The 23043-nt window shown below is 46.5% G+C and carries 20 protein-coding genes; 13 read left to right on the top strand and 7 right to left on the bottom strand.

Annotation, left to right across the window (positions count from 1 at the left end; translation table 11 throughout):
• Nucleotides 1–119 precede the first annotated feature (119 nt).
• Together ACFVS2_RS19250 and ACFVS2_RS19245 are read right to left on the bottom strand one after the other, a co-directional pair.
• Nucleotides 120–845, bottom strand: coding sequence for a hypothetical protein (locus tag ACFVS2_RS19250; protein WP_390236659.1), 726 nt, complete (start codon nucleotides 843–845; stop codon nucleotides 120–122).
• A 13-nt stretch (nucleotides 846–858) separates the two neighbouring features.
• Nucleotides 859–1488, bottom strand: coding sequence for a YczE/YyaS/YitT family protein (locus ACFVS2_RS19245; RefSeq protein ID WP_390236657.1), 630 nt, complete (start codon nucleotides 1486–1488; stop codon nucleotides 859–861).
• A gap of 121 nt (nucleotides 1489–1609) precedes the next feature.
• Here ACFVS2_RS19245 and ACFVS2_RS19240 point away from each other — a divergent pair, with 121 nt between their 5' ends.
• The 3 genes from ACFVS2_RS19240 (at nucleotide 1610) to ACFVS2_RS19230 (ending at nucleotide 4158) form a co-directional block, all read left to right on the top strand.
• Nucleotides 1610–2593 carry a LacI family DNA-binding transcriptional regulator gene (locus ACFVS2_RS19240; protein ID WP_390236656.1) on the top strand — a complete coding sequence of 328 codons (984 nt, stop codon included), beginning with the start codon at nucleotides 1610–1612 and terminating at the stop codon, nucleotides 2591–2593.
• An 83-nt stretch (nucleotides 2594–2676) separates the two neighbouring features.
• Nucleotides 2677–3546 carry an AraC family transcriptional regulator gene (locus ACFVS2_RS19235; RefSeq protein WP_390236654.1) on the top strand — a complete coding sequence of 290 codons (870 nt, stop codon included), beginning with the start codon at nucleotides 2677–2679 and terminating at the stop codon, nucleotides 3544–3546.
• A gap of 117 nt (nucleotides 3547–3663) precedes the next feature.
• Nucleotides 3664–4158: a GNAT family N-acetyltransferase gene (locus tag ACFVS2_RS19230; protein WP_390236652.1), complete on the top strand. Its 495-nt coding sequence runs from the start codon at nucleotides 3664–3666 to the stop codon at nucleotides 4156–4158.
• A 486-nt stretch (nucleotides 4159–4644) separates the two neighbouring features.
• Here the strand turns inward: ACFVS2_RS19230 and ACFVS2_RS19225 are convergent, their stop codons facing one another.
• Nucleotides 4645–6741, bottom strand: a complete 2097-nt coding sequence (locus tag ACFVS2_RS19225; protein ID WP_390236650.1) for a sigma-54 interaction domain-containing protein — start codon at nucleotides 6739–6741, stop codon at nucleotides 4645–4647.
• Nucleotides 6742–6959: 218 nt separating this feature from the next.
• Here ACFVS2_RS19225 and ACFVS2_RS19220 point away from each other — a divergent pair, with 218 nt between their 5' ends.
• The 3 genes from ACFVS2_RS19220 (at nucleotide 6960) to ACFVS2_RS19210 (ending at nucleotide 10408) form a co-directional block, all read left to right on the top strand.
• Entirely contained in the window at nucleotides 6960–8093 is a 1134-nt protein-coding gene (locus tag ACFVS2_RS19220) for a M20 peptidase aminoacylase family protein (RefSeq protein WP_390236648.1), read from the top strand.
• Nucleotides 8094–8123: 30 nt separating this feature from the next.
• On the top strand, nucleotides 8124–9536 hold the full coding sequence (locus tag ACFVS2_RS19215; RefSeq protein ID WP_173618183.1) for a YfcC family protein: 1413 nt from the start codon (nucleotides 8124–8126) through the stop codon (nucleotides 9534–9536).
• Nucleotides 9537–9700: 164 nt separating this feature from the next.
• A complete protein-coding gene (locus ACFVS2_RS19210; RefSeq protein WP_390236646.1) occupies nucleotides 9701–10408 on the top strand; it encodes an alpha/beta hydrolase in 708 nt (235 codons plus the stop codon).
• 285 nt (nucleotides 10409–10693) lie between these two features.
• Here ACFVS2_RS19210 and ACFVS2_RS19205 read toward each other — a convergent pair whose 3' ends face one another.
• Nucleotides 10694–12052 (bottom strand): TrkH family potassium uptake protein, encoded by a 1359-nt coding sequence (locus tag ACFVS2_RS19205; RefSeq protein WP_390236644.1) that lies wholly within the window; start codon nucleotides 12050–12052, stop codon nucleotides 10694–10696.
• A 399-nt stretch (nucleotides 12053–12451) separates the two neighbouring features.
• Between ACFVS2_RS19205 and ACFVS2_RS19200 the strand changes: the two genes are divergently transcribed.
• The 5 genes from ACFVS2_RS19200 (at nucleotide 12452) to ACFVS2_RS19180 (ending at nucleotide 18455) form a co-directional block, all read left to right on the top strand.
• On the top strand, nucleotides 12452–14203 hold the full coding sequence (locus ACFVS2_RS19200; RefSeq protein ID WP_390236642.1) for an ABC transporter ATP-binding protein: 1752 nt from the start codon (nucleotides 12452–12454) through the stop codon (nucleotides 14201–14203).
• Nucleotides 14204–14207: 4 nt separating this feature from the next.
• A complete protein-coding gene (locus ACFVS2_RS19195) occupies nucleotides 14208–16265 on the top strand; it encodes an ABC transporter ATP-binding protein (RefSeq protein WP_390236640.1) in 2058 nt (685 codons plus the stop codon).
• Nucleotides 16266–16331: 66 nt separating this feature from the next.
• Entirely contained in the window at nucleotides 16332–16658 is a 327-nt protein-coding gene (locus ACFVS2_RS19190; protein WP_012684582.1) for a DUF1904 family protein, read from the top strand.
• 248 nt (nucleotides 16659–16906) lie between these two features.
• On the top strand, nucleotides 16907–17479 hold the full coding sequence (locus ACFVS2_RS19185) for an RNA polymerase sigma factor (protein WP_390236636.1): 573 nt from the start codon (nucleotides 16907–16909) through the stop codon (nucleotides 17477–17479).
• Nucleotides 17460–18455 (top strand): hypothetical protein, encoded by a 996-nt coding sequence (locus ACFVS2_RS19180; RefSeq protein ID WP_390236633.1) that lies wholly within the window; start codon nucleotides 17460–17462, stop codon nucleotides 18453–18455. Before ACFVS2_RS19185 ends, ACFVS2_RS19180 begins: the two co-directional genes overlap by 20 nt.
• Nucleotides 18456–18513: 58 nt before the next feature.
• Here ACFVS2_RS19180 and ACFVS2_RS19175 read toward each other — a convergent pair whose 3' ends face one another.
• On the bottom strand, nucleotides 18514–19440 hold the full coding sequence (locus tag ACFVS2_RS19175) for a DMT family transporter (protein WP_390236629.1): 927 nt from the start codon (nucleotides 19438–19440) through the stop codon (nucleotides 18514–18516).
• A gap of 112 nt (nucleotides 19441–19552) precedes the next feature.
• Between ACFVS2_RS19175 and ACFVS2_RS19170 the strand changes: the two genes are divergently transcribed.
• Nucleotides 19553–20980, top strand: coding sequence for an aminotransferase-like domain-containing protein (locus ACFVS2_RS19170; protein ID WP_390236626.1), 1428 nt, complete (start codon nucleotides 19553–19555; stop codon nucleotides 20978–20980).
• 52 nt (nucleotides 20981–21032) lie between these two features.
• Here ACFVS2_RS19170 and ACFVS2_RS19165 read toward each other — a convergent pair whose 3' ends face one another.
• Nucleotides 21033–21746: an alpha/beta fold hydrolase gene (locus tag ACFVS2_RS19165; protein ID WP_390236623.1), complete on the bottom strand. Its 714-nt coding sequence runs from the start codon at nucleotides 21744–21746 to the stop codon at nucleotides 21033–21035.
• 176 nt (nucleotides 21747–21922) lie between these two features.
• Here ACFVS2_RS19165 and ACFVS2_RS19160 point away from each other — a divergent pair, with 176 nt between their 5' ends.
• Entirely contained in the window at nucleotides 21923–22582 is a 660-nt protein-coding gene (locus tag ACFVS2_RS19160; RefSeq protein ID WP_390236620.1) for a Crp/Fnr family transcriptional regulator, read from the top strand.
• Nucleotides 22583–22759: 177 nt separating this feature from the next.
• Here the strand turns inward: ACFVS2_RS19160 and ACFVS2_RS19155 are convergent, their stop codons facing one another.
• Nucleotides 22760–22960 carry a cold-shock protein gene (locus tag ACFVS2_RS19155; protein WP_106840543.1) on the bottom strand — a complete coding sequence of 67 codons (201 nt, stop codon included), beginning with the start codon at nucleotides 22958–22960 and terminating at the stop codon, nucleotides 22760–22762.
• Nucleotides 22961–23043 lie beyond the last annotated feature (83 nt).

The raw sequence follows: 23043 nt of genomic DNA, 5'->3' as shown, positions 1-23043 counted from the left end.
AATTACTTGATCGTTCTGGAAAATATCGTAAAGCTTCACGCCACGTGAAGGTCAAGAGATAGAAAAAAAGGATTCCGCCTCGCAGCCTTATGAGCTACAGGGGAATCCTTCTTTTTCATTTAGGAACGGACAGAAATTAAATCCTTCGCCAGCGCTACCATCTGATCATGAAGGGTAGGGTCCAGTTGATTGCTTCCGGTGTGGTACGCGAGATGATACAAGATTCCTTGATCATAGAACTCCATCTCATGGGCGTTTGTGACGATCAGATTTACTGCCTGATTTTTATCATCATACTTGTAAAAGTTATACACATAAGAGCTGTTTGTCGTGATGATATGATGATAGATAGTGATATCGTCAGTCAGTGGCTCAACGCGCATGATGTTCCCAAACGAATCAAGTCCAGAAGCAGACGGCTTCACATGTGCCAAGGGGTTTTCATCTGTCTCTGTCATACGTACGATGAAGAAGTTTTCCGTAATAGGGACTTCGTTACCCTGCGCGTATGTCAGTTGTAGCTGGTGTCGTGTTACTTTTTCCAAGCCTGAGGAGAATGAGACGAGATAGGCCATCTCTTTTTCGACAGGAAAAGGTAGCTTCGTTTTATCCACTGGCTTGATTCTGCTTTGGAGAGACGAAGGCAATAGCGGTGTCATTTCCTGAATACTCATCGGCCGGTAATGCCTCACGTTTTCAGGATCTTGTGTCAGTCTGTGAATTTCGCTCTGGGCAAAAACCTCTCCGCTAGCTTTTACAAGACCAGTGGAAGAGGAGCAACCGACAAGCAATAGAAACAGGCTCACTGCAAGGGAACACACAACTTTTGGTCGAAAATTTCTCAAGGCTTTCCTCCTCTTATGCCTCCGCCCCCTTCGTTTGATTGACGAGACGAAGCATCTTATTCCCGACGTTAATAGCTGCTTGAATAATGTAGCCAGTCGTAAAAGACAGCACGACTGTTCCGTAATAAATCGGGCCATCTAACAGGAAACTTGCGCTAAGAAACATGCACGCCAGCAAAATTTCTGTCCGTCTGAATGTCCACTTTAATCTTTTCGACATAACCAGTACAAATGCCTCTTGGGGAGCTGTGCACACTTGGGTACACACATACAACCCGATACCGCTGCCGATGCAAATGTTTCCGAGTGCCATGGTCAGAAGCGGTGGCAATGAACGGATAGCAGCCATGAGCGCATCGATGGACCCGATCAAATCGACAAAGATGGAGATCAGCACCATGACCAAAATGGCACCGACAGTAATATAACTGCGATCCATGAAAAGGACGATGACGACAAAGGTCAGGTTAATGGCAAACATCCAAAAGCCAATCGATATCCCAAAGTTTTGATACAAGGCAATAAAAAGAGAATCATACGGGCTAAGACCAAAAGATGTAATAGTCGTCATCATGTTGATCCCAAGCGCCAAAATCAATAAGCCTACGATAAACAAGAGATATTCAAATTTTAAGCGAATCACAAAACACGACTCCTTTCATTCTACATAAGGAGAGCATAATATGTGGAACGCTTTTCAGAGCAAGCGGAATGTGCTTTGATGTATGTAATAATCACTGATCCGACTTAGAGGAGTAATCTGAGTGGCTAACATAAGAGAAATCGCGAAATTGGCAGGTGTATCCGTTTCAACCGTTTCCCGTGTGCTAAATAACCATCCGTACGTGAACGAGAAAAAGCGCGCGGAGATTCTCAAGATTATTGAAGAAAAAAACTATGTTCAAAACAGTAATGCGGTCCACCTCTCTACGGGAAAAACGATGGTCATCGGTGTGACATTGCCTCTCGTCAACAACCAATACTACAGCTCCATTATCGAAGGCATTGCAGCAGAAGCAGTCCAGCATCATTACAAGCTGATGGTGTGCCAAACGAATAACAACCCCGAGCAAGAACGCAGCGTTTTACACTTGCTCAAAAATAAAAAAATCGACGGGCTAATCATGTGCTCCAGGTCCAGCTCTTGCGAAACGCTCAATGAATACGCAGGATACGGACCTATCATCACGTGTGAAGCAAATGATACCAACTCTGTTTCGAGTGTTCATATCGACCACTATCAAACGTTTCGGATCGGGATGGAGTATCTGATGAAGAAGGGGCATCGCCGGATCGGGTATTGCATCGGCAGGAAAAACAGCTTTAACAGTCAGCATCGCAAACGTGCCTATTACGAAAAGCTGCATTCGATTGACGTGACACCCTCTCCAGAATGGTCATTTGAAGAGTGTTTAACGATCCAAGACGGCAAGGATGTCGTGGGGAAATTGCTGCAAACAGAAGAGCGGCCGACAGCAATGATCGTATCGTGCAATCATATAGCGGCAGGGATCATCAAAGAAGCGAGTAGGTTGGGGATTCGCGTACCGGAAGACTTAGCCGTAGTCGGTTGCGATGATCAGCCCATCGGAGAACTGCTAGAGATCACCACCGTATCCAGCTCCAGTACGTTAATGGGAAAATATGCATTTGAGATGCTGCATGAGCGGATTTGGACACAGCAGCTGGATGGGAAAAAGGAAGAGAAGGAACTGTCGCCCGTATTGGTAGAGCGACTGACGACGTAAAGCTTGAAAGATAGCACAGTTGATCAAAAAAGCGCCAGTAATCTCCCGCATACTAAAGAAAAAATAGGTGAAGGAAGTAAAAGATGGACACGTACAAGCGGATTCAGGACGCGATTGATTTTGTGGAAGAGCATCTTCAGGAAGAAATGAACATCACAGAAATCGCTTCTCAAGCACATTTTTCTGCGTTTCATTTTCAGAGGCTGTTTCAGGCAATCTCAGGCTTCAGCGTACAGGAGTACATTCGCAAGCGCAGGCTGTCGGAAGCTGCACTTGCGCTAAAACAGACAAGTGACAATGTACTCGAAATTGCTGTGGCCTATCAATACCAGTCTCAGGAAGCATTGACTCGCGCTTTCGAGAAGCAATTCGGGATTACACCTGGAAGGTATCGCAAAGAAAATCATTCGCTGCCTTATCTAGCCAAGATGGACTTCTTGGCCTTTCGCCAAACGATCAAAGGAGAGATCACGATGAACAAACCAACCATCACAACATTGGATGACATTTGTATCATTGGGCGCAGGTTCCCGACGAGCTTACAGGATGAGCAGCATTTTAAAGACATTCCGGGATTCTATTATGAATTTGGACGTAATCAAGACTATTTGCGGATTCCGAATAAAGCGGCGGAAGATATGTCGTACGGAATCGCCTGCGAATTTGAAGATGACGGTGGATTTTCTTTTGTGATCGGGGAGGCTGTAAATCTTGTTCCTGATGAACTACCCGAAGGCTTTTTCTCGCTCGTCTTGCCTGGCGGAAAATACGCGGAATTCAAAGTGACGGGTGATGCCGATCTTGTGCAAAACACTCGTCGCTACATTTACGGAACATGGTTGCCTCAATCGAATTATGAGAGAGGCGAAGGACCGGATTTTGAAGTGACAGACGTGAGGGGTTCGAGCTTTCCTGAGGAGATGAAAATATCTATATACATTCCGCTTCTATAGACGTTTGTTCAGCCGGACGCAATGAATTTTACAGTACTTTCACACGCCATCCATTCCAGCTTTATACCCGTTTGCTACAGTGTAAATGTAAGAGCGAATGTACAGGAGGCGGGTAGGGTGGAAGTGCAGATTGAGCGCGTCGTAAGAGATGATTTTGCGGAAATGATCACGTTGGCGGATTTGACATTACCCGATCGAATGAACTTGCATGAGCTGAAAAAGTATATGGAGCTGTTTCCTGAGCTGATTTTCAAGGCGACCTATAACGGCCAGCTCATCGGTTTTAGCTGCGCCGGAATTGATATGTATCAGTCGACTGGCTGGCTTCTGTTCAGCAATGTGAGCAAGGAGTTTCAAGGTCAAGGCATCGGCAAGCGGCTAATCGAAGCCAGACTGCAAGCCCTGCGCCAGTTTCCAACACTTCGCACGGTGCAGGTTACGGTGAGTGAAACGAACGCATCTTCTATTCGCGCGCTGTCTGCCTATGGCTTCCGTCTGGCTCATGCAGAGCAGGATTACTACGGGCCGGGCAAGCATCGGAATTTGATGGAGCTGCCTATTTTGCCTATCATTCAACCAGAAAAAATAGAGTCGTCCATCGTAACTACCTAGGTGGATTCATGAAAAAAGCGGAGGAGCTAAAGCCTTGCCGCTTTTTTTATATGCTGTAGTGGAAGGAAGAAGTGCATTTCCAGTCTACGCTTCGGCCTACGCCCCGCAAGGGGATTGACTGGTCGCTCCTAAATGAATATCGGGAGCGCTTCAAACGTTGAAGTTTCGAGGAAGTATCTCATAAGTGAAGCTGAAATTCCCCGTTATTCATTTCTACGCTGGGTAGGGCTCCAGAGGCGCTTGGACTGGAAATGCACTTCTTCCTACGTAGCTTTGGTCAACCTTTTAAGAGTGATTCAAGAAGTGTAGCAAGTAAGCTTCTCTGCACTGACCTACAAAACGATTTAAAAAATGAATAATAACATTGCTGTAAAGAAGTACTGCCATATGTTTGGAAGGAGACCGCCCGAACGAAGAGAGGATACAGGCGACTGGAAAACATGTGGTAGGGCTTCGGGCTTCACGAATGTTAGAAGACAACTCAAATTATCCCTTTTCCTTAATCAGTAAAGCCTCCAACACCTGCTGCCCAAACGCAGTAATCTGTGTCCCTTGCTTCTTGACCCCAATCGAGACACATCCAGCACGGTCCAGCACGGTCAGCTTGTGCCTGATTTGGGCTTCAGTCAAGGAGAGACTCTCTATTCTCATGAGCAGGGCACTGCGTCCAATACGCTCCTGACGCTTGTAGCAATCGGACAGTACTTGCAGGATCGCTGCGTAATCTACCAAGGAGCCTTGCCTGGACAGATACCGGATTGTATCTTCCAGCGTATCATCCCGGTGAGAGAGAAGGGGCGGAGTAGAGACATGCCCCGCAAAAAAACGCTCCGGTAAATGAGCCAGCTCCACCTGATTCCCCTCTGCGATGACGACTGCATAGTGAATGAAATTTTCCAACTCGCGAATATTGCCTGGCCAATCGTAACGGAGTAGCTGTTCCGTCACTTCCCGTGAGAAGGACAGACGCTGCTTTTTTTTCTGCAAGAAATAATCAATCAGCACCAAAATATCATCGGGACGATCACGCAGGGGCTGAATGTGCAGTGGCAGGACGTTCAGCCTGTAGTATAAATCCTCGCGAAATGTCCCTTTTTTGACCATTTCCATCAGGTTGCAATTGGTAGCGGCGATGACGCGGACATTGACTGGAATGACGCGATAGCCTCCTACGCGCATGACCTGCTTTTCCTGGAGAACACGAAGCAGTGACGCCTGGATGCTAAGCGGGGCGTCCCCAATCTCGTCCAGAAAAATGGTCCCGTTGTGAGCCAGCTCGAATAGCCCCATCTTTCCGCCTTTTCGCGCTCCTGTAAAAGAACCTTCCTCGTACCCGAATAATTCGCTCTCTACCAAGCTCTCGGTCAGCCCTGCAAAATTGACGGGGACGAACGGACCGTCACGGCGCGTCGAGTGTTGATGGATGGCTTGGGCAAAAACTTCCTTCCCGGTTCCGTTTTCCCCTGTGATGAGAATCGTAAAATCGCTTTCGGCCAGCTTGGTCGCCACTCGTTTGTTGGCCTGAATGGACGGGCTTTTGCCGATGATACTGTCAAACGAATACTTGGTCATCAGTCCGAGATTGGCACTCTTCGTCCGTATTTCCTGTTCGATCTGCTGTACCTTTGTCACGTCCTGAAAAGTAATGACTGCGCCCAGAAACTGATCATCCAAGAACGTGGGAATCTTGGTCACCAAGAGGTACAAATCGCGGAATTCCAATACCTGCTTCGTTACTTCCATGTGTGATTCTACTACTTCCAGAATTAGAAATTCGGGAATGACCTCGGCTACATTTCGCCCGATGCAAGTGGTTTCAGTCATATGCAAAATTTTCTCGGCTTCTTTGTTCAGCACAGTGATACTCCCTGTGGCATCTGTGCCAATGATGCCTTCATGGACGGCATTTAAAATGGAGCTCAGCTTTTCATTCAGCTTCCGCTCATTGTGTACCGAGTTGGTCAGCTTGCGTCCGATATGGACGAAATCGCTAATGAAGTCAGCCGTGTACAGGTTTGCCTTATCCGGAGACAGATCAAGCAGACGCGAAATATCAAAGATCGTCGTCAAATCCAAAGGGCGGTGCCCCAACTCAATGACGTTTTCAAAAAGAGCAGGAATTAGCTCCCTGAGTCCATGACAGACAGCAACATCAATTTGATCTTTTTCAGGAAGCGGAGTCTCGGTATCGGGTACGTACGGCACAAATGTCAGATGAGAGAATCCGAGATGAAACAATAGCTCAATCGCGCCTTCTACCATTTCGATGGAGTTGGAAACAAATAGACAGCGCGTTCCTGGCGGCAAATCCATGAGTTGATCCAATTTGTTAATGTCAATCGTGCGCCTTGCTAGCACCACGGGGATGTCTGACGGAGGAACTGGCTGATCGTGCAAGAGACTCGTGTCCGAAACGAGGATGAGATCAACTTCATCGTACACACTCGGGTGAAGTCGTTCTTGCATATGGTTTCGAATGATGTCCAAGCGGTTGCCGAAAAAAGACGTGAGCGTGTTTGCAAACAACAGGCTGATCGTCTCTAGTCGGGTCATCAACAAGATGCATGGGTTCTGTTTGATCATGATGCGACTCCTTTTTATCTGCCGAATAGCTTTTTTATTTAGGTGGAAATATTGGATTAGATATCTGTAAAAAACAACCTATATTATAACCTAAAAATCCAAAATTGTTCAGAAATGCTTAACTTTTATAACAATATAGTTTTGGCACAATTCTTGCTATACATCCGGTAGAGCAAAGAGAGATACTAGAGAAGATATCAGGGAGGATGATGGATCGGATGAATCCGTTCTTATATATGGACGAGCATCGCGACGAAATAGTGCGAACATACAAAGATTTGCATCAATTGGCGGAGCCGAGCTGGCACGAGGAGAAAACAGCGAGATATTTGCGGGAACGCTTGGAGGCGGCCGGAATTGCCGTCACATGCTTCGAAGGGCATCACGGCTTTTATGCAGAGATTCCTGGAGAGAGTGCTGAAATCGTGGCTTTGCGCGCGGATATGGATGCACTCGTGCAGGAAGTGGACGGCGTAGTGAGACCGAATCACTCATGCGGACACGATGCTCACTCGACACTGGCTCTCTACAGCGCCCTTGCGATTCAAGCAAGCGGAGTGGTACCGCCGAAAACGATGCGCTTTCTGTTCCAGCCTGCTGAAGAGAAGATGGGCGGAGCCTTGCAGATGATGAAGGATGGCGCCCTGGAAGGCGTGACAAAGCTGATCGGCGTTCATCTGCGTCCGGAAATGGAAGTGCCGTATGGTAGCGCTGCTCCGGCGATTTTGCATGGATCATCCAGCTCCATCAAAGGGACGATTACAGGTCTGCAAGCACACGGAGCACGTCCGGCGCTCGGGAAAAATGTCATCGAAGCCGCGTCGTTTTTGGTTATTGCGTTGCAAAACATTCGTCTGGAGGACGGATGCTCTTTTTCCGTGAAGATGACCCAATTGCAAGCAGGGGGAGAAACGGTGAACGTCATTCCTGATCGAGCGACCTTTAGCCTCGATGTACGTGCACAGTCCAATGAAGGCATGGCAGAATTGCGGAGAAAAACCGAGCATGCCATGAGTCAGACTGGGGCTTTGATGGGCATGGATGTGGAGTGGGAATGGTCGGGAGTCACACCGGCTGCGGTCGCCAATGCGAACATGATCCAAGTAGCTAAAAAGGCAATTGGGCAAGTATTGGGTGAGGACAACATTGCCGATACATGTGTGACGCCAGGCGGAGAGGACTTCCATTTTTACGCGATTCACCGCCCAGAGCTGGCTACGACGATGATTGGTCTGGGATGTGGGCTCACGCCAGTCTTGCATCATCCACAGATGACTTTTCAGACGGATGCCTTGATTTATGGGGCAAAAATCATGACAGCTGCGATTTATGAAGCAGCCCAACATTCTTAGAGAAGCGCTACACACGCAGGGGGTTACCTTATGACAGAGAGCAAGCAACTAAAAAAGAAAAGCTTATTTCGGCTAGACGCCTATGTCCTTTTGTTTTGCATCTTACTTCTATGTGCGTTGGCTACCTATGTGGTCCCGACAGGAGAATTTGACCGTGTAAAAAACGGCAATGTGACGACGGTTGTCCCGGGCAGCTATCATGCGGTGGAACCAAATCCTACAGGCTTTATCGAGTTTTTTACCGCGATCCAGACAGGGATGGTCAAAGGCGCTCCAATCATCTTCCTCGTTTTGTTCACAGGCGGTGCTTTAGCTGTTTTGGATAAGACAGGTGCACTCAACGCAGCGATTCTGACCATGGTCCGAAAATTAGGAAATAGAGAGTGGCTGCTGGTTATTTTGATCACCTCCGTCTTTTCCGTATTGGGTACGTTGGGTGTCATCGTCAACTCCGTCATTGCTTTCGTTCCGCTCGGCATCATGATTGCGAGAGCGATGAAAATGGATGCGATCTTCGGTGTGGCTCTGATTTATTTGGGTGTGTATGCCGGATTCAATACGACAATTGCCTTTCCAGGAACGCTGGGCTTGTCCCAACAAATTGCGGAGCTGCCGCTGTTTTCAGGTATCGGCTACCGTACCATCATTTATGTTACGTTTGTGATCGTAACCATTCTGTACATCGGGCGTTACGCGCGGAAGGTTCGTCAAAACAAGAGTATCTTGGGGGACGAGCTCTTTCCTTCTGATAGTGGCTCAACCACGATGGAAGCAGACACGAAAAATGTTGATTTTACAACCCGTCACAAATTGATCTTGGCGTTTACGGGGATCGTTCTGATTGGTTTTATCGTCTGCACGATCTTGTTCAAATGGGACGTAAACGAGATGTCAGGAATCTTTATTTTCATTGCGATCGGAGTAGGCTTGCTCAACAAGATGAGTGGCAACGATATCGCCAAAACATTCTTAAAGGGCTGTCAGGGCCTGATTTATGGGGCTTTGATTGTCGGTATGGCACGTGCGATCACGGTCATTTTAGAAGATGGGAAGTTCCTTGATACCATCGTGTACGGGCTTGCTACCATTCTGGAGCCGCTGTCACCGATGGCAGGTGCAATTGGGATGTTCCTCGGAAGCGCCGGGCTGCACTTCTTGATTTCGTCCGGTTCAGGTGAAGCCGTTATGCTGATGCCGTTGTTGGCACCATTGGCTGACCTGATGGGCATTACGCGCCAAGTGGCAGTAGAGGCTCTGATGCTCGGAGAAGGTGTGGTCAACTGCATTAATCCGACCTCAGGTGTTCTGATGAGTATTTTGGCGATGAGTGGCATTTCCTACGGCAAGTGGCTGAAGTTCATGCTTCCGCTTACAGCGGTATGGACAGCTCTCTCTATCGTGTTTATCGTTATCGGGGTATTGATTAACTGGGGCCCGTATTAAGCCGACATTCGATGACAAAGAAGGGGCTGTCCAAAAAGTCCATTTTAGAGTAAATTGTACTGAAATTAAAAACCCCAGAATGTTGATTTTACGGCATTCTGGGATTTTGCTTTTTTTACATTTGGAATGACGAATTATTTATATTTCATGGAGGATAAATTGTAATGATAAAAAATAATTTTAAAATAGAAAACATCCCAGCGATTTTGTGGGGTGACAAATCAGATAAGTTATTTGTGGTGGTGCATGGTAACATGTCAAATAAGGCAGATGACTCGATTATTGTATTTGCAGAAGAAGCAACAGCAGTAGGTTATCAAGTGCTTAGTTTTGATTTACCTCAACATGGTGACCGTAAGGATGATACTTATCTTTGCAAAGTTCAAAACTGTGTTCAAGACCTTAATACAATTATGACCTATGCAAAATCGTTATCAAATAATATAAGCATTTTTGCTTGTAGCATGGGAGCATATTTTAGCCTATTAGAATATAGCCATGAGCCGTTGAAGCAGTGTTTGTTTCTCTCTCCTGTGGTAAATATGGAACGTATCATAAATAATATGATGACATGGTTTAACATAAGTGAGAGTAGACTAAAAATAGAGAAAGAAATTTCTACACCTATTGGACAAACTCTCTATTGGGATTACTACTGTTATGTGAAAGAACATCCTATTGTTGCTTGGAATAATCCAACTTCAATTCTCTATGGTTCAGAAGATAACTTATGTGAGTTTGACGTTGTATCTGAATTTAATAAACGTTTTCACTGTAATTTGCAAGTAATGGAGAATGGAGAACACTATTTCCATTCTGAGGAACAGTTGCAGTATTTCAGACAATGGCTAAAAAAACATATTTACGTTTAATGATAATATAATTTCAAACATTGTTTTAAAACATCGCCTTTCATTAAAATCATTCTCGCGCATAAACAGTGCAACGACACATCATTTTCGAAGGCAGAAAGTGGGGAAGTTCACCATGAGTACGGAAAATCAATCCGCTTTTGATTATCGGAAATACTGGGAGGATAATTACGCTTCGGGTGGAAATTCTGGACTTGGCTCCTATGAGACCTGTCCTCTGCCAGCTTTTTGATTCTAGAAAAAAATCCCCCAATGGCTACATAGCTCTGGGGGATTTCCTTTCCTCTATTGACCAATGATGATGCGTTCTTTCGGATAATGGTAGCGTACGATTCGGTCATTGCGCTTCAAGAAGAGGAGCAAATTGATAATCCCGATACGTCCGATCATCATTGTAATAATCAGGATGAGCTTGCCGCCGATGCCCATCTGAGCTGTAATCCCGCTAGACAATCCGGTCGTACCGAAAGCAGAGCAAACCTCGAACAAGACGTACTGGAAAGGTAAATCCTCCAGCCAGACGAGCAGCATGACCGCTGTGAACACCAGGATAATCGCGATGAAAAAGACGATGAAGGAGCGCTGAATGTCCTCATCAACCAGCTCTCTTCCGAACACCTTTACTTCCTTGTAGCCACGCATGTTGGCAAAAACAGAGGCAATCAGGACGAAGAACGTCGTCGTCCGTATCCCCCCGCCCACGCTGCTCGGGGAGGCGCCAATGAACATCATCCCGGAGAGCATGATGAGTGTTGTGGTCGACAAGAGGCTAATATCCATCGTAGCCAAGCCGCCGCTTCGAGAAGAAACGGAGTGGAACAACGAATAGAATAGCATTTCATGCCAGGACTTATCGGCCAAAAACTGATTTCGTTCAAAAACGAAAATGAGCAGGGCGCCAATGGCGATCAAGGAAAAGAACGTCAGTGTCGTAATCTTGGTGAAGAGCGAAAAGGTGAAACGCACTTTTGCACGGCGATAGGAAAAGTACGTTCTCAGCTCCACGAGTACAGGAAACCCAATCGCTCCACAAATAATCAAGATCATCACGATAGTCTGAAACACGTAATCGTGGGTAAAGTCGAGCATGGAATTTCCGTGCAGGTCAAACCCGGCATTCGTAAAAGCACTGACAGATGCAAAGTAGCCGTGGTAGAACGCGGTGTACCAATCGTCGTAGTAGCCGGCGTAAATAAAATGACTGCCTAACAGGATGGTTCCCACCAGCTCGATCAAGAGCGCAATCACGAGAATATTGCGCATTAGGTCGACCAGACCGGACAACGTGGAGCGGTTGTGGTCTGTCGCGATCCAGATGCGCTGTTCCAGACCGATTTTTTGACCCATGAGGATCCAGATGAACGTTCCGAGTGTCATGATTCCGACCCCGCCAACCTGGAAGAGCAACGTAAGAAAGAGAATCCCCCACTGGTTGAAAACCTCATGAATCGTAATGACAGTTAGCCCGGTAACGCTGATGGCACTCGCCGCGGTAAACAAAGAGTCAATAAAAGAAAGAGAGACTCCCGGCAAGTGAAAAAACGGCAATGACAGAAGAAACGCTGAGATCAGGATGAGCCCAACGTAGGCGAACACGATGATTTGAACAGATGTCAATCGACGCTTTTGATTGGATGATAACAAAATAAATAGCCTCCTGAATAAGCTTCATGAGGATAATCATACCAAATAAATGAAGGGAAGCAAAAGCGCGGAAAAGATCAGTTGACAATGTATCCGCAAGAATGGTAAAGTTCAGAATGTATTTATTGGAAATTCAAAATATTAATGGAAAGGTGGGCTAGTCATGAAAAGAATTGTACGCATGGGTCATCCAAACAAGGGCATACATGACGTAACCCCACCATTGATACGAGCGTAGTATCGTTTTTTTGATCTCGTTAACATGGCGTAGGTTACATTTTTCGTAACTTGCGCCTTTTCTATTTTTGTTGATGAAAAGGCATGTTGCTCACGGGCGATATGTCTTTTTTGTCCCTAAAAAAGGTCACCTAGCCAGCTAAAGAGAGGGGAGAAACACGGATGTTCTCGGTTTTGGCAAAGCTTGATTGGTTTTTCAAGGAGCATTGGAAACGTTATACGGTCGCTATTCTGCTATTGATTCTGGGCGGCCTACTGGAGATTATCCCTCCAAAAATCATTGGGGTGGCTATTGATGAGATTCACCTAGGGACGCTGACTGGCGAGCGGCTGGTATCCATTTTGCTGTTTTTCGGTGTATTGTCTGTCGCGATTTATTGGGTCAATTTTATCTGGATTCGCAAGCTGTTTGGGGGAGCATTTCTGGCGGAGCGGACTTTACGGTCGAAGCTCATGACGCATTTTTTGCAGATGACGCCAACGTTTTATCAGCGTAATCGGACGGGAGATTTGATGGCTCGAGCGACAAATGATCTCAAAGCTGTCTCGATGACGACAGGCTTCGGAATTTTGACGATGGTGGACTCGTTATCCTTTACAGGGGCGATTGTGCTGACGATGGGCTTCTTGATCAGTTGGAAGCTGACCTTAGCGGCGATCCTTCCATTACCGTTCATGGCCTACATCATCAAGCAATATGGGAAAAAAATTCACGAGCGTTTTTCTACCGCACAGACATCGTTCGGCGAGCTGAACGACCGCGTGCTGGAATCCGTCTCTGGGGTTCGCGTGATTCGAGCTTACGTACAGGAGATGGCGGATCAGGATCGCTTTCGCCAAAAAACGCATGAAGTGTATCAAAAAAATATCGATGTGGCGAGAATCGATTCGTTGATTGAGCCAACCGTCAAAATATTGGTTGGAATCAGTTATATGATCGGCTTGATCTACGGTGGCTACCTCGTTTTCCAAAGAGAACTGACCCTAGGAGAGCTGGTCTCGTTCAACGTCTATCTCGGGATGCTCATTTGGCCGATGTTTGCGATTGGCGAATTGATTAATGTGATGCAAAGAGGAAGTGCCTCGCTGGATCGGGTCAATGAAACCTTGGCTTACGAAGCCGATGTGAAGGATCACGACAGTCCGGTGCATGTGGCGGTACCAGAAGTCATTCGCTTTGATTCCGTGACATTCCGCTATCCATCTGCGCAGGTTGACCAGCTAGTGGATGTCTCCTTTGCTCTTGGTCGGGGTCAGACGCTAGGAATCGTCGGGCGTACGGGAAGCGGGAAATCCACACTGGTGCGACAGCTGCTTCGCGAATTTCCGGTAGGACGGGGAGCCATCAGTGTTTCGGGAGAGGCGCTAGAACAGATCAGTCTGGATAACATCAAGAGCTGGATCGGCTATGTACCACAAGAGCAGATTCTGTTCTCGAAGACAGTCCGCGAAAACGTCTTGTTCGGGAACAACGAGGCGACGGAAGAAGAATTACAGGAAGTGTTGAGGCAGGCCGCATTTGCTCGGGATGTGCAGCTATTGCCCGAAGGCTTGCAAACGCTCGTTGGTGAAAAAGGCGTAGCCCTTTCAGGAGGGCAAAAACAGCGGGTCTCGATTGCTCGGGCTCTTTTGGTCAATCCGGAAATCTTGATTCTCGATGATGCCATGTCAGCGGTGGATGGAAAAACCGAAGCGGAGATGATCACGAATATTCGCCGGGAGCGTGCAGGCAAAACAACACTGATCACCACACATCGCTTAACGGCCGTCCAGCATGCAGATTGGATTCTCGTCATAGACGAAGGACGAATCGTCGAGGAAGGTACACATGCACAGCTATTGGAGCTGGGCGGTTGGTATAAAGAACAATTCGAGAAACAACAGATTGAAGCGACGCTGACAGAAAGCGGGTGAATGAATGACGACGGGGAAAAGGCTAGTCCACTATGCAGCCATTTTTAAAAAGACGATCCTCTTGGCGGTATTGATGCTGTCCATCTCGGTTGGGGCAGAACTGACGGGGCCGTTTTTGGCGAAAAAAATGATCGATACGCACATCATGGGTATTGAATTCCCTTGGTATGAGACGGCACAGCGTGAGGATTCTGTGTTATACAAAGGGAAGTACTACACAAGACAGGACCACTTAGCAGCAGGTGAGAGCACAGGTGGGGAAGTTCGTGTTCTGCAGGTAGGCCGCGACTATTATTTCTTGAATCAGGCGATTTCATATGATGGGCAACGCTCTATTAAGGATGGGAAGCTCGCCATTGTCAAAGGTACGGATCGAGCTGAGTACCAGGCCACTCTCTTAAGCAATCAGGAGATATTCGAATTTTTCCGGCCAGAGACAAGGGGTTTGCTCACACTGGCTGCTCTCTATTTCGGATTATTAGTAGTTGCCTCGCTTTTCCATTATGGACAAAAGTTCTTATGGCAAAAATCAGCGAATCAGGTGATCGAGAGACTGCGTAATGATGTGTTCGCGCATACTCAACGATTACCCATTCAATACTTTGATCATCTCCCTGCCGGGAAGGTGGTTGCTCGTGTCACAAACGATACGGAGGCAATCCGTGAGCTGTTTACGAATGTACTCGGCAACTTCATTACGAGCGGGATTTATTTAATCGGTATTTTCGCAGCGCTGTTCTTGCTTGATGTACGACTCGCGCTCGTTTGTCTGGTTATTTTGCCAATCATGGTCGTGTGGATTTACTTGTACCGCAAATACGCTTCTGCATTCAACCATGTCATTCGGGCACGCATCAGTGACATCAATGGGATGATTAACGAGTCGATCCAAGGGATGCCGATCATTCAGGCGTTTCGCAGAGAAAAGGAGACGATGCGGGAATTTGGTGAACTAAACGAAGAGCTGTTCACCTACCAAAATAAAATGCTACGGCTCAATGCGACCGCTTCGTTTAACCTGGTTCAGTTCATCCGCAATATCGCGTTTGTTTTGTTCATCTGGTATTTCGGCGGTGCTTCCCTCGGAATAGGTACACTGCTCTCGCTTGGTGTCCTCTACGCATTCGTCGATTATCTCAATCGCTTGTTCCAGCCGATGACACAGATCGTCAACCAATTGGCGAACCTGGAGCAATCTCTCGTTGCGGCGTCGCGAGTGTTTGAACTGCTGGATGAAGAGGGCATTGACGTTGATCCTGCAAAAGTGCCTTGCTATCAAGGGAATGTTCGCTTTGACGATGTTTCTTTTGCCTACAAAGACGACCAATACGTACTGAAAAACATTTCATTCGAAGCATGGCCTGGAGAAACAGTGGCGCTGGTTGGTCACACGGGTTCGGGAAAAAGCTCGATTATCAATCTGTTACTCCGCTTCTATGATATAAACAGTGGAGCGATCATGATTGATGGGCGCAATGTGCAGTCGTTTTCCAAACAACAGCTTCGTCAGCATATGGCTATTGTTTTACAGGACCCGTTTTTGTTTACAGGAACGATTCGTTCCAATGTGAGTCTGGATGATCCGTCGATTTCGCCGGAAAAAGTGGAAAAAGCCTTGTGTGATGTGGGGGCAGACCAACTGTTCCGCAGTCTCCCGCAAGGATTCGATGAACCTGTGATCGAGAAGGGTAGCACGCTTTCACTCGGGCAGCGTCAGTTGATTTCGTTTGCGCGTGCTCTCGCGTTTGATCCGGCTATCCTCATTCTGGATGAAGCGACTGCCAGCATCGACACGGAAACAGAGGGCATTATTCAAAATGCACTTGAGGTGTTGAAAGAAGGAAGAACGACCTTCATCATTGCTCATCGCCTGTCTACGATCAAAAACGCAGATCAAATTCTCGTACTGGATCGAGGCAGAATTGTAGAGCGAGGAAAGCATGAAGACTTGATGGAGAAGCAAGGCAGGTACTATCAGATGTATCAATTGCAGCAAGGGAACAAAGAAGCGCGGGTGCAAGAGGCAGTTGGAAAGCAAGGAAGCGCCGCGGCTCTGACCTAGTTTTTTCTACTCTTTTTGCCTGCTGAACGGTAAGATAGAGCATATGGACAATCAGGAGGGATCATCATGCCACATCTTATCGTTCGAGGCATTCAAGCAGAACAAATGGCAACGATTAGCGAACCGCTTGCAGTGGAGCTTGCTGCATTATGCCAATGCGGCACGGACAATTTCACGATCGAATGCTTGCATACAACAGGCGTTTTTGGCGGGAAGATCGTGGAGTCGTTTCCTTTTATCGAAGTAGCATGGTTCGAGCGGGGACAAGAAGTTCGTGACCAGTTTGCCCAGATCGTGACCAAGCATGTCTTATCTCTTGGCATTCCAGAAGTGGAAATGGCATTTGTCGCTTATCAAAAAGAAAGCTATTATGCCAACGGAGAGCATTTCTAAAGGGAAGCCGACAGGTGCTGTCGATTTCCCGGGAAAGAATCAAGGCATTCGACAAGCGTACGGACAAATAAATGAATACAAGCATGGAATAAGGGTGTTCCTTCCGTAAGTACGAGGTTTTTCGTACGAGACGGGTGGAGCACTCTTTTTATTTAGAGCAGTTTTTGTTCCTATAACCAAAAATTTCTAAAATAGGTGTCACAAATGAAAGTTTCCAATTGTTATTCATAGTGAGAGGAGGGCAAACAGTGGAAAAAACAGAATTAGAGCGCCTGCTGATCGAAATAAAAGCCGGTTCTCTTGAGCAATACGAAATCATTATCGATCATTACCAACAACCGATCTTTACATACTGCTATCACATGCTCGGTCACCGTCAAGATGCAGAAGACGCTGTCCAGGAAGTCCTGTTTCGTGCCTACGAGCATCTTGACCAGTATACGTACTCGCTGTCATTTTCCGCATGGCTGTATCGGATCGCTTACAACCATTGTGCGAATGTGCTAAAGCGCAGGAAATTAAGCCGCGTTTTGCCTTTTTTGTACAACCGGGATCAGGATGGACGCAATTATGTGGAGGAGAGCATCGATAGCAATTATTTTGGGGAGCCGATCGAACGCGTCTGGAAACGACTGTCCGCCGAAGAACGTACACTTATTTTCCTGCGTGTGCTAGAGGAAAGAGAGTACGAGGAAATCGCAGAGCTTATGGACAAAAAGCCTGTAGCCTTGCGCAAGCGATTCGAACGCGTTTTGAAAAAGTGCAAACGTTATTTGCCAACGATGGAAGGGGTGGCCGCTAATGGACAAAATTCCGTTTAAAGGCATGCATGACATGCTGAGAGCGAAGCCAGTCCCGAAGGTCGATGTCAAACATAAAGTCATGGCAGCCATCCGTGCCAAGGAAAACAAGGAGGAAAGAGTCGTGAAAAAGAAAATTGGTTTGCTGGTTACTGTAGGTATGCTGGTCGGAGCGTCTTCTGTATGGGCAGGGGTAGAAATGATTCAATTGAAAAATGAGAAGGGCGAAGTGGTTTACGAGGTAACGCAGTATACTGATCAAGAACAACAGCGATTGATTGAGCAAATGCCCCCAGAGGAACAGGCGAAAATGGAGGCGAGGGGGAAAATGTATGAGCATCGGGATGAGGTCAATAATGAAATTATTAATGGCTTGAAGCCTGGGACCTCAGTCGCTATATACTGGAAGCCGACAAAAGAAGAGGAAGAAATCCAAAAGAACATAACCTGGTCAATATATAAACAACCGTATATCACAATGGTATCTAAGCCGATGACTTATAAAACATGGAAGGAAATGGAGCCGGTTGTAGGGAAGATGTTCACGCTTCCAGCCGAGCTTGCTGGAGGCTTCCGTTTCGATGAAGGTGATGTACACTTTGAAGAAAACTACGAGTACATGGTGGACCTCGAGGCACTAAAGGCAAAAGCCATCAAAGAAAACAAAGAATACGCCTTCACAGAAATTCCTTCAAGCAACAAGTACGATTTTACCAGTGTCGCTTATAAGTCAGAGAAAGGCCAAGTAAGGGTAGAGGTACGCATAGCGGACGGAGGCAGTGCGGGTACTAACGCTGACGGCTTGGAAAAGATCAAGGTTGGCAATAATGAAGCGGCTCTCATGACGTATACATCGGAAAAAGGTGAAAATTTTCATTGGATCGAATGGGTGAAAAATGGAACAAAACTGGAATACTCTGTGCGTGCTGATGAGAAAGCTGTATCCAAAGACGGGTTGATCAAAATCGCTGAGCAGATTAACGAAATGAAACAATAATAGATGGAATAGAGGAGTACCACAGAGCACTAGGCTTTCTTGTGGTACTCCTTTTCTATCATGAATGGCTTACGTCTCGTAGCTTGTTTGCCTTTTTGCCCATCAACTTCTTCAAGCCATCCCTATTAATCAGGATAATGCCGACAATAATCGTGATTCCCCCTGCTAACGACAGGAGATAAAGCGGCTCATTGTACAGGATGACGCCCAAGCTTAAGGCAATCAACGGAGAGATATAGAGCCACGTGGATGGAAACACAGGGTTGGTCTTGGCGACGAGCCAATAGAATATGGTGTGCCCCATCATGGAACCAACGACGATCAAGTACAGGAGCGAGAGGATCGCATTAGCCGTGAGCATCGATTCGATATGCACTTGCTCGGTGAACAGAGATAATACAAGCAGCATGGCTCCTCCATACATCATCTGTGCGGCGTTCAAAGCGATGGGGGAGGTGTCTTGAAACCGTTGAATGACGCTACGGGAGTAAACTGCACCAGCAGAATAAAAGATTTGCCCGAATATGATTACCATGCACCCTGTAAGCCAAAGGAGACTGAATGAGATGGTCACACCGGGTAAAATTAGCAAAAAGACACCGACAAAGGCAACCAAGCAACCCGCCCACGAAATACCGGGGAGCTTTTGCCGAGTAATACCTGTCTGAAGCAGCATCACCATGAGAGGGGCTGTTGCAGATAATATGGCTGCAATTCCTGAACTTACATGCTGCTCCGCCCAATACAAGGGGGCAAACGTCCCAAACGTCAAACCGACTCCAGTAAGGAACATTTCTTTATGAAGCAGCAGCGACAGTCGCGCCTGTTTTTTCCAGAGCATAAATGAAAACAAAATGACACCTGCCAGTAAGAACCGAAGTCCTCCTGAGAAAAACGGTGGGGCCCCCGCATCAATACCGACTTTGATTGCCAGAAAGGTCGTTCCGAATATCAAGCACATGACCACATAGTTGAGTAGTACCATTATGATTCCTCCCTTTTCCTCATCATAAAGGGAAGGAAACAGAACAGATGAAACGGAATAGAACAGATACGAAGATCCATCCATTATCATGGGGGAAAGGGGGGAAGCTTGCATGAAAAGGGAGGCTCTTTCAAACAGCCATTCTGATAAGCTGTTCGAGCAAGTATATGAATATCTTCTGGACCGGATCAGACGCGAAGAGTGGCGGGCACATGAGAAGCTTCCTTCTGTTCGAACATTGGCGCTGGAATTGAATGTGCATCGCCTGACGGTTTTTAAAGCATTTCAATTATTAAAACAAAACCGCCACGTGTATGTGAAGGATAAGTCGGGGTATTACGTACAACCGAGCAGCCTGTTGCCAGTGGAATCGATGGATGATCCAATCGTTTCTGCCTATGTGCACAAGAGCCACCTTTCTGAAATTCATCAGGTGCAGGCGACCTATCAATTTTCCAAAGCATTGATCGAACCGAATTTATTGCCAAATCATTACTTTTCCGAGTACGTGAAGAAAGTGTTTGATCTGTATCCAAAGGTACTGGGCACCTACTCAACCACACAGGGAGATCAGGAGCTGCGGGAAGCACTGTGCAGCTATTATGTCAGCCGTTATCATTTTCACCTGTCACCCGATGAGCTGATGATTACATCTGGTTCGCAGGAAGCGATTGATTTGGTTGCCAGAGTCCTTGTAAAGCCGCGTGATGTCGTGTTGCTGGAGAGACCCACTTACAGTCCTGCGATCGATGTATTCAGAAGACAGGGCGCCAATATGATTCCCATCGAAATTACGCCGAATGGATATGATTTGGAGCAGGTTGAACGCTTGATGCAGAAAGAAAAACCGCGCCTGTTTTATCTCAATCCGACCTTTCATAATCCAACGGGTTATACAGTTCCCGCGGAACAACGGAAGAGACTGGTGGAGCTGGCTGCGAAGTATCAGTGCCTGATCGTAGAGGATGATCCGTGCCGCGATCTTTACTTCGGCGATGCGCCTCCACTGCCGTTTTTTTCTTACGACACGGAGGGATATGTCATCTATCTGCGCAGCTTTAGCAAGTACATCGCGCCGGGGTTGAGTATTGCGACTGTGGCATGCCGTCCATCTATTATGAAGTATTTGATTCAAGCGAAATCATTATCCGACAGTGGAGCGCCCCTGTTGAATCAAAAGATTTTTTTGCATTATTTCTTCTCCGAAAGAATGCAGCAGCATTTGGCAAAGCTGCGGATTGCATTGGCCATTCGCCGGGATATCATGGAGGAAGAGCTGTCTGTGACTGACTGGGAGTGGTCCAGCCCACCAGGAGGCTTTAATTTATGGGTGAAGCTGCCTGATTCCGTCCCGATGGAAAGTCTTCTGGCCAAATGCATAGAGCAATCGATTACGTTTGTGCCCGGCGCGATCTGTGACCCACAGCGAGAGTTAAAATCTTGGATACGCATCAGTTATTCTTATTTGAATGAACAACAGCTGCGGGATGGATTGCAAAGGCTCGTACGTACGGTTCGCCAGTTGAACATAGAGGAATAGGAATGAAGCAAGGCTGCCGACATGATGGTCGACAGCCTTGTTTTTGGTTATTTTATGATTTGCTTACTTGATCGAGGTGATTTACCAGTTCTTCTGGTTTGGACAAGAAAGGCGCATGATCGGCTTCCAGTGTAATGACTTTGCTGCAAGGTGTTTCTGTGTTCATTCTGCGTTGGAAATCGATTGGGATCGCATTGTCTAAAGTTGTTTCAATATAGACGCGATCAACGCTTCCGAATTTCTCTTCAGTAATTTGCACTGGTTGTGTAAATGGAGCCAGCGCTTGCGGACGGCAACGTTTCATCGACGCCAGCCTTAGTGCCTCATCCTCAACTGCATTGAAAAATGTTTCTTCCACAGTCTCAAGCTTCGGAGCCAGCGTCATGTCGGCTTCATTCAATTCGAATTCCGGGCCTTTTTCTCCTTCATACTTGCTTATGAGACTTTCCCCGTTTTTCGGCAAGAATGCGCAAAGGTAGACGAGCTTATCAATTTTATCATGTACTTTTTCTGCCGTTTGCGTAATGACGACGCCACCCATGCTGTGTCCGACAAGGATTACTTTTTCGTTTTGTTGCTTGATCAGGTCAGATACTTTCTCTACGTAGAGATCCAGTGTCACTTGTTCTGGAGGTGTCATGTCTTGTCCACTTCCAGGCAAGTCCAATGTCGCGACCTTGTGTCCCAATGCTTCAAGCTCAGGTTTTACTTTTTCCCATACCCATTCACCTTGGCATGCTCCATGAACCAATACATACGTACTCATTTACAACATCTCCTTCGTTTCATGATGATCGTTCGTTAGTGTTAACGAAGCGATTTCTAATTAAACAGGTGTTCTTGTGTTCGTTCCTCTTGAGTGCAATAATAATAAAAATCTGTATCGGTAATCTGTGACTTTGTCACCAAGTTATTTTTTTCACAAGGAGGTTCTTCGTCCATATGCAAAAGGAGCAGATTGCTGAAGTCCTTGCACGTTTTCCAAGTCTGGCGGCACTTACTCCAGAAGAGTGGCAAGAGGAGGGAATTTCCATCACTACGGTTCCAGCCAACTTTACCATTGATGAAGGCGAGTTTTTGGAGAATGCGCCATTAATCTTGGATGGGCTGGTTCGCATTTTCAAACTGAGCAGCGATGGGAGAGAGGTTACGTTGTACAGGCTATCGGCTGGCGAGTGCTGCCCACTCATCGCGTCTAGTATATTGGGAGAAACGGTGTATGAAGCATCGGCTTGCGTGGAGAAGCCGAGTATGGTCTTGAACGTCCCAACGAAGATTTATAAGAAATGGATCGAGAAGCATCAAGGCTTTCGCCAGTATATTTTTCAATCATTTGCGCGTCGATTGATTATCATGTCGAACTTGATTGACGACATTAACTTTAAATCCATTCGGGTTCGGATTTCCGAATATTTGATCGAGCATACAGGTGAGGAGAATGATTCGCTCGCCATTACACATGATCAGTTGGCAATTGAGCTGGGGACTGCTCGTGAAGTGATTAGCCGGACATTGAAGAAAATGGAAAAAGAAGGGCTGCTGCGTGTAGCGCGGGGGCAAATTACAGATATTCTACGTTCCAAACTACCTACGGTTGAATAATCCGTATTTGAAAATACAAAAATTTTAGGAAGAGCTATTTACTGTGTTATACTGAGTCTACCATTTACTGTTCTGTAGCATTCCCTACTCCATTTCTGTGAGTAGGGTTTTTTATTTGTGTTTTAGACAACAAAAAAACAGACCCCTTACAGGAGTCTGTTTTTTTTTGTGTGGCTATTAAACTTTTTGAACGTTAGTAGCTTGTGGTCCGCGTTGGCCTTGTTCTACGTCAAAAGTAACTTTTTGACCTTCGTCAAGGGATTTGAAACCTTCGCTTTGGATAGCAGAGAAGTGTACGAATACGTCTTCTTTACCTTCGCGCTCAATAAAACCAAAACCTTTTTCTGCGTTAAACCATTTTACTGTACCTTGTTCCATTGTTATTGCCTCCTACGTGTGTAACACACATATATTACTATCCTTGCTCTCAGGATCATCTAGACGAAAATTTGCTATCTACG

It is taken from the genome of Brevibacillus sp. NPDC058079, from assembly GCF_042885155.1.
GTDB lineage: Bacteria > Bacillota > Bacilli > Brevibacillales > Brevibacillaceae > Brevibacillus.
The sequence above is the reverse complement of the archived record's forward strand: the minus strand, read 5'-3'. Positions and strand labels throughout refer to the sequence as shown.

Coding starts and splice junctions, on each gene's coding strand:
- ACFVS2_RS19235 (WP_390236654.1), top strand. CDS start 2,677: ATGGACACGTACAAGCGGATTCAGGACGCGATTGATTTTGTGGAAGAG.
- ACFVS2_RS19225 (WP_390236650.1), bottom strand. CDS start 6,741: ATGATCAAACAGAACCCATGCATCTTGTTGATGACCCGACTAGAGACG.
- ACFVS2_RS19220 (WP_390236648.1), top strand. CDS start 6,960: ATGAATCCGTTCTTATATATGGACGAGCATCGCGACGAAATAGTGCGA.
- ACFVS2_RS19215 (WP_173618183.1), top strand. CDS start 8,124: ATGACAGAGAGCAAGCAACTAAAAAAGAAAAGCTTATTTCGGCTAGAC.
- ACFVS2_RS19210 (WP_390236646.1), top strand. CDS start 9,701: ATGATAAAAAATAATTTTAAAATAGAAAACATCCCAGCGATTTTGTGG.
- ACFVS2_RS19200 (WP_390236642.1), top strand. CDS start 12,452: ATGTTCTCGGTTTTGGCAAAGCTTGATTGGTTTTTCAAGGAGCATTGG.
- ACFVS2_RS19195 (WP_390236640.1), top strand. CDS start 14,208: ATGACGACGGGGAAAAGGCTAGTCCACTATGCAGCCATTTTTAAAAAG.
- ACFVS2_RS19190 (WP_012684582.1), top strand. CDS start 16,332: ATGCCACATCTTATCGTTCGAGGCATTCAAGCAGAACAAATGGCAACG.
- ACFVS2_RS19180 (WP_390236633.1), top strand. CDS start 17,460: ATGGACAAAATTCCGTTTAAAGGCATGCATGACATGCTGAGAGCGAAG.
- ACFVS2_RS19175 (WP_390236629.1), bottom strand. CDS start 19,440: ATGGTACTACTCAACTATGTGGTCATGTGCTTGATATTCGGAACGACC.
- ACFVS2_RS19170 (WP_390236626.1), top strand. CDS start 19,553: ATGAAAAGGGAGGCTCTTTCAAACAGCCATTCTGATAAGCTGTTCGAG.
- ACFVS2_RS19165 (WP_390236623.1), bottom strand. CDS start 21,746: ATGAGTACGTATGTATTGGTTCATGGAGCATGCCAAGGTGAATGGGTA.
- ACFVS2_RS19160 (WP_390236620.1), top strand. CDS start 21,923: ATGCAAAAGGAGCAGATTGCTGAAGTCCTTGCACGTTTTCCAAGTCTG.
- ACFVS2_RS19155 (WP_106840543.1), bottom strand. CDS start 22,960: ATGGAACAAGGTACAGTAAAATGGTTTAACGCAGAAAAAGGTTTTGGT.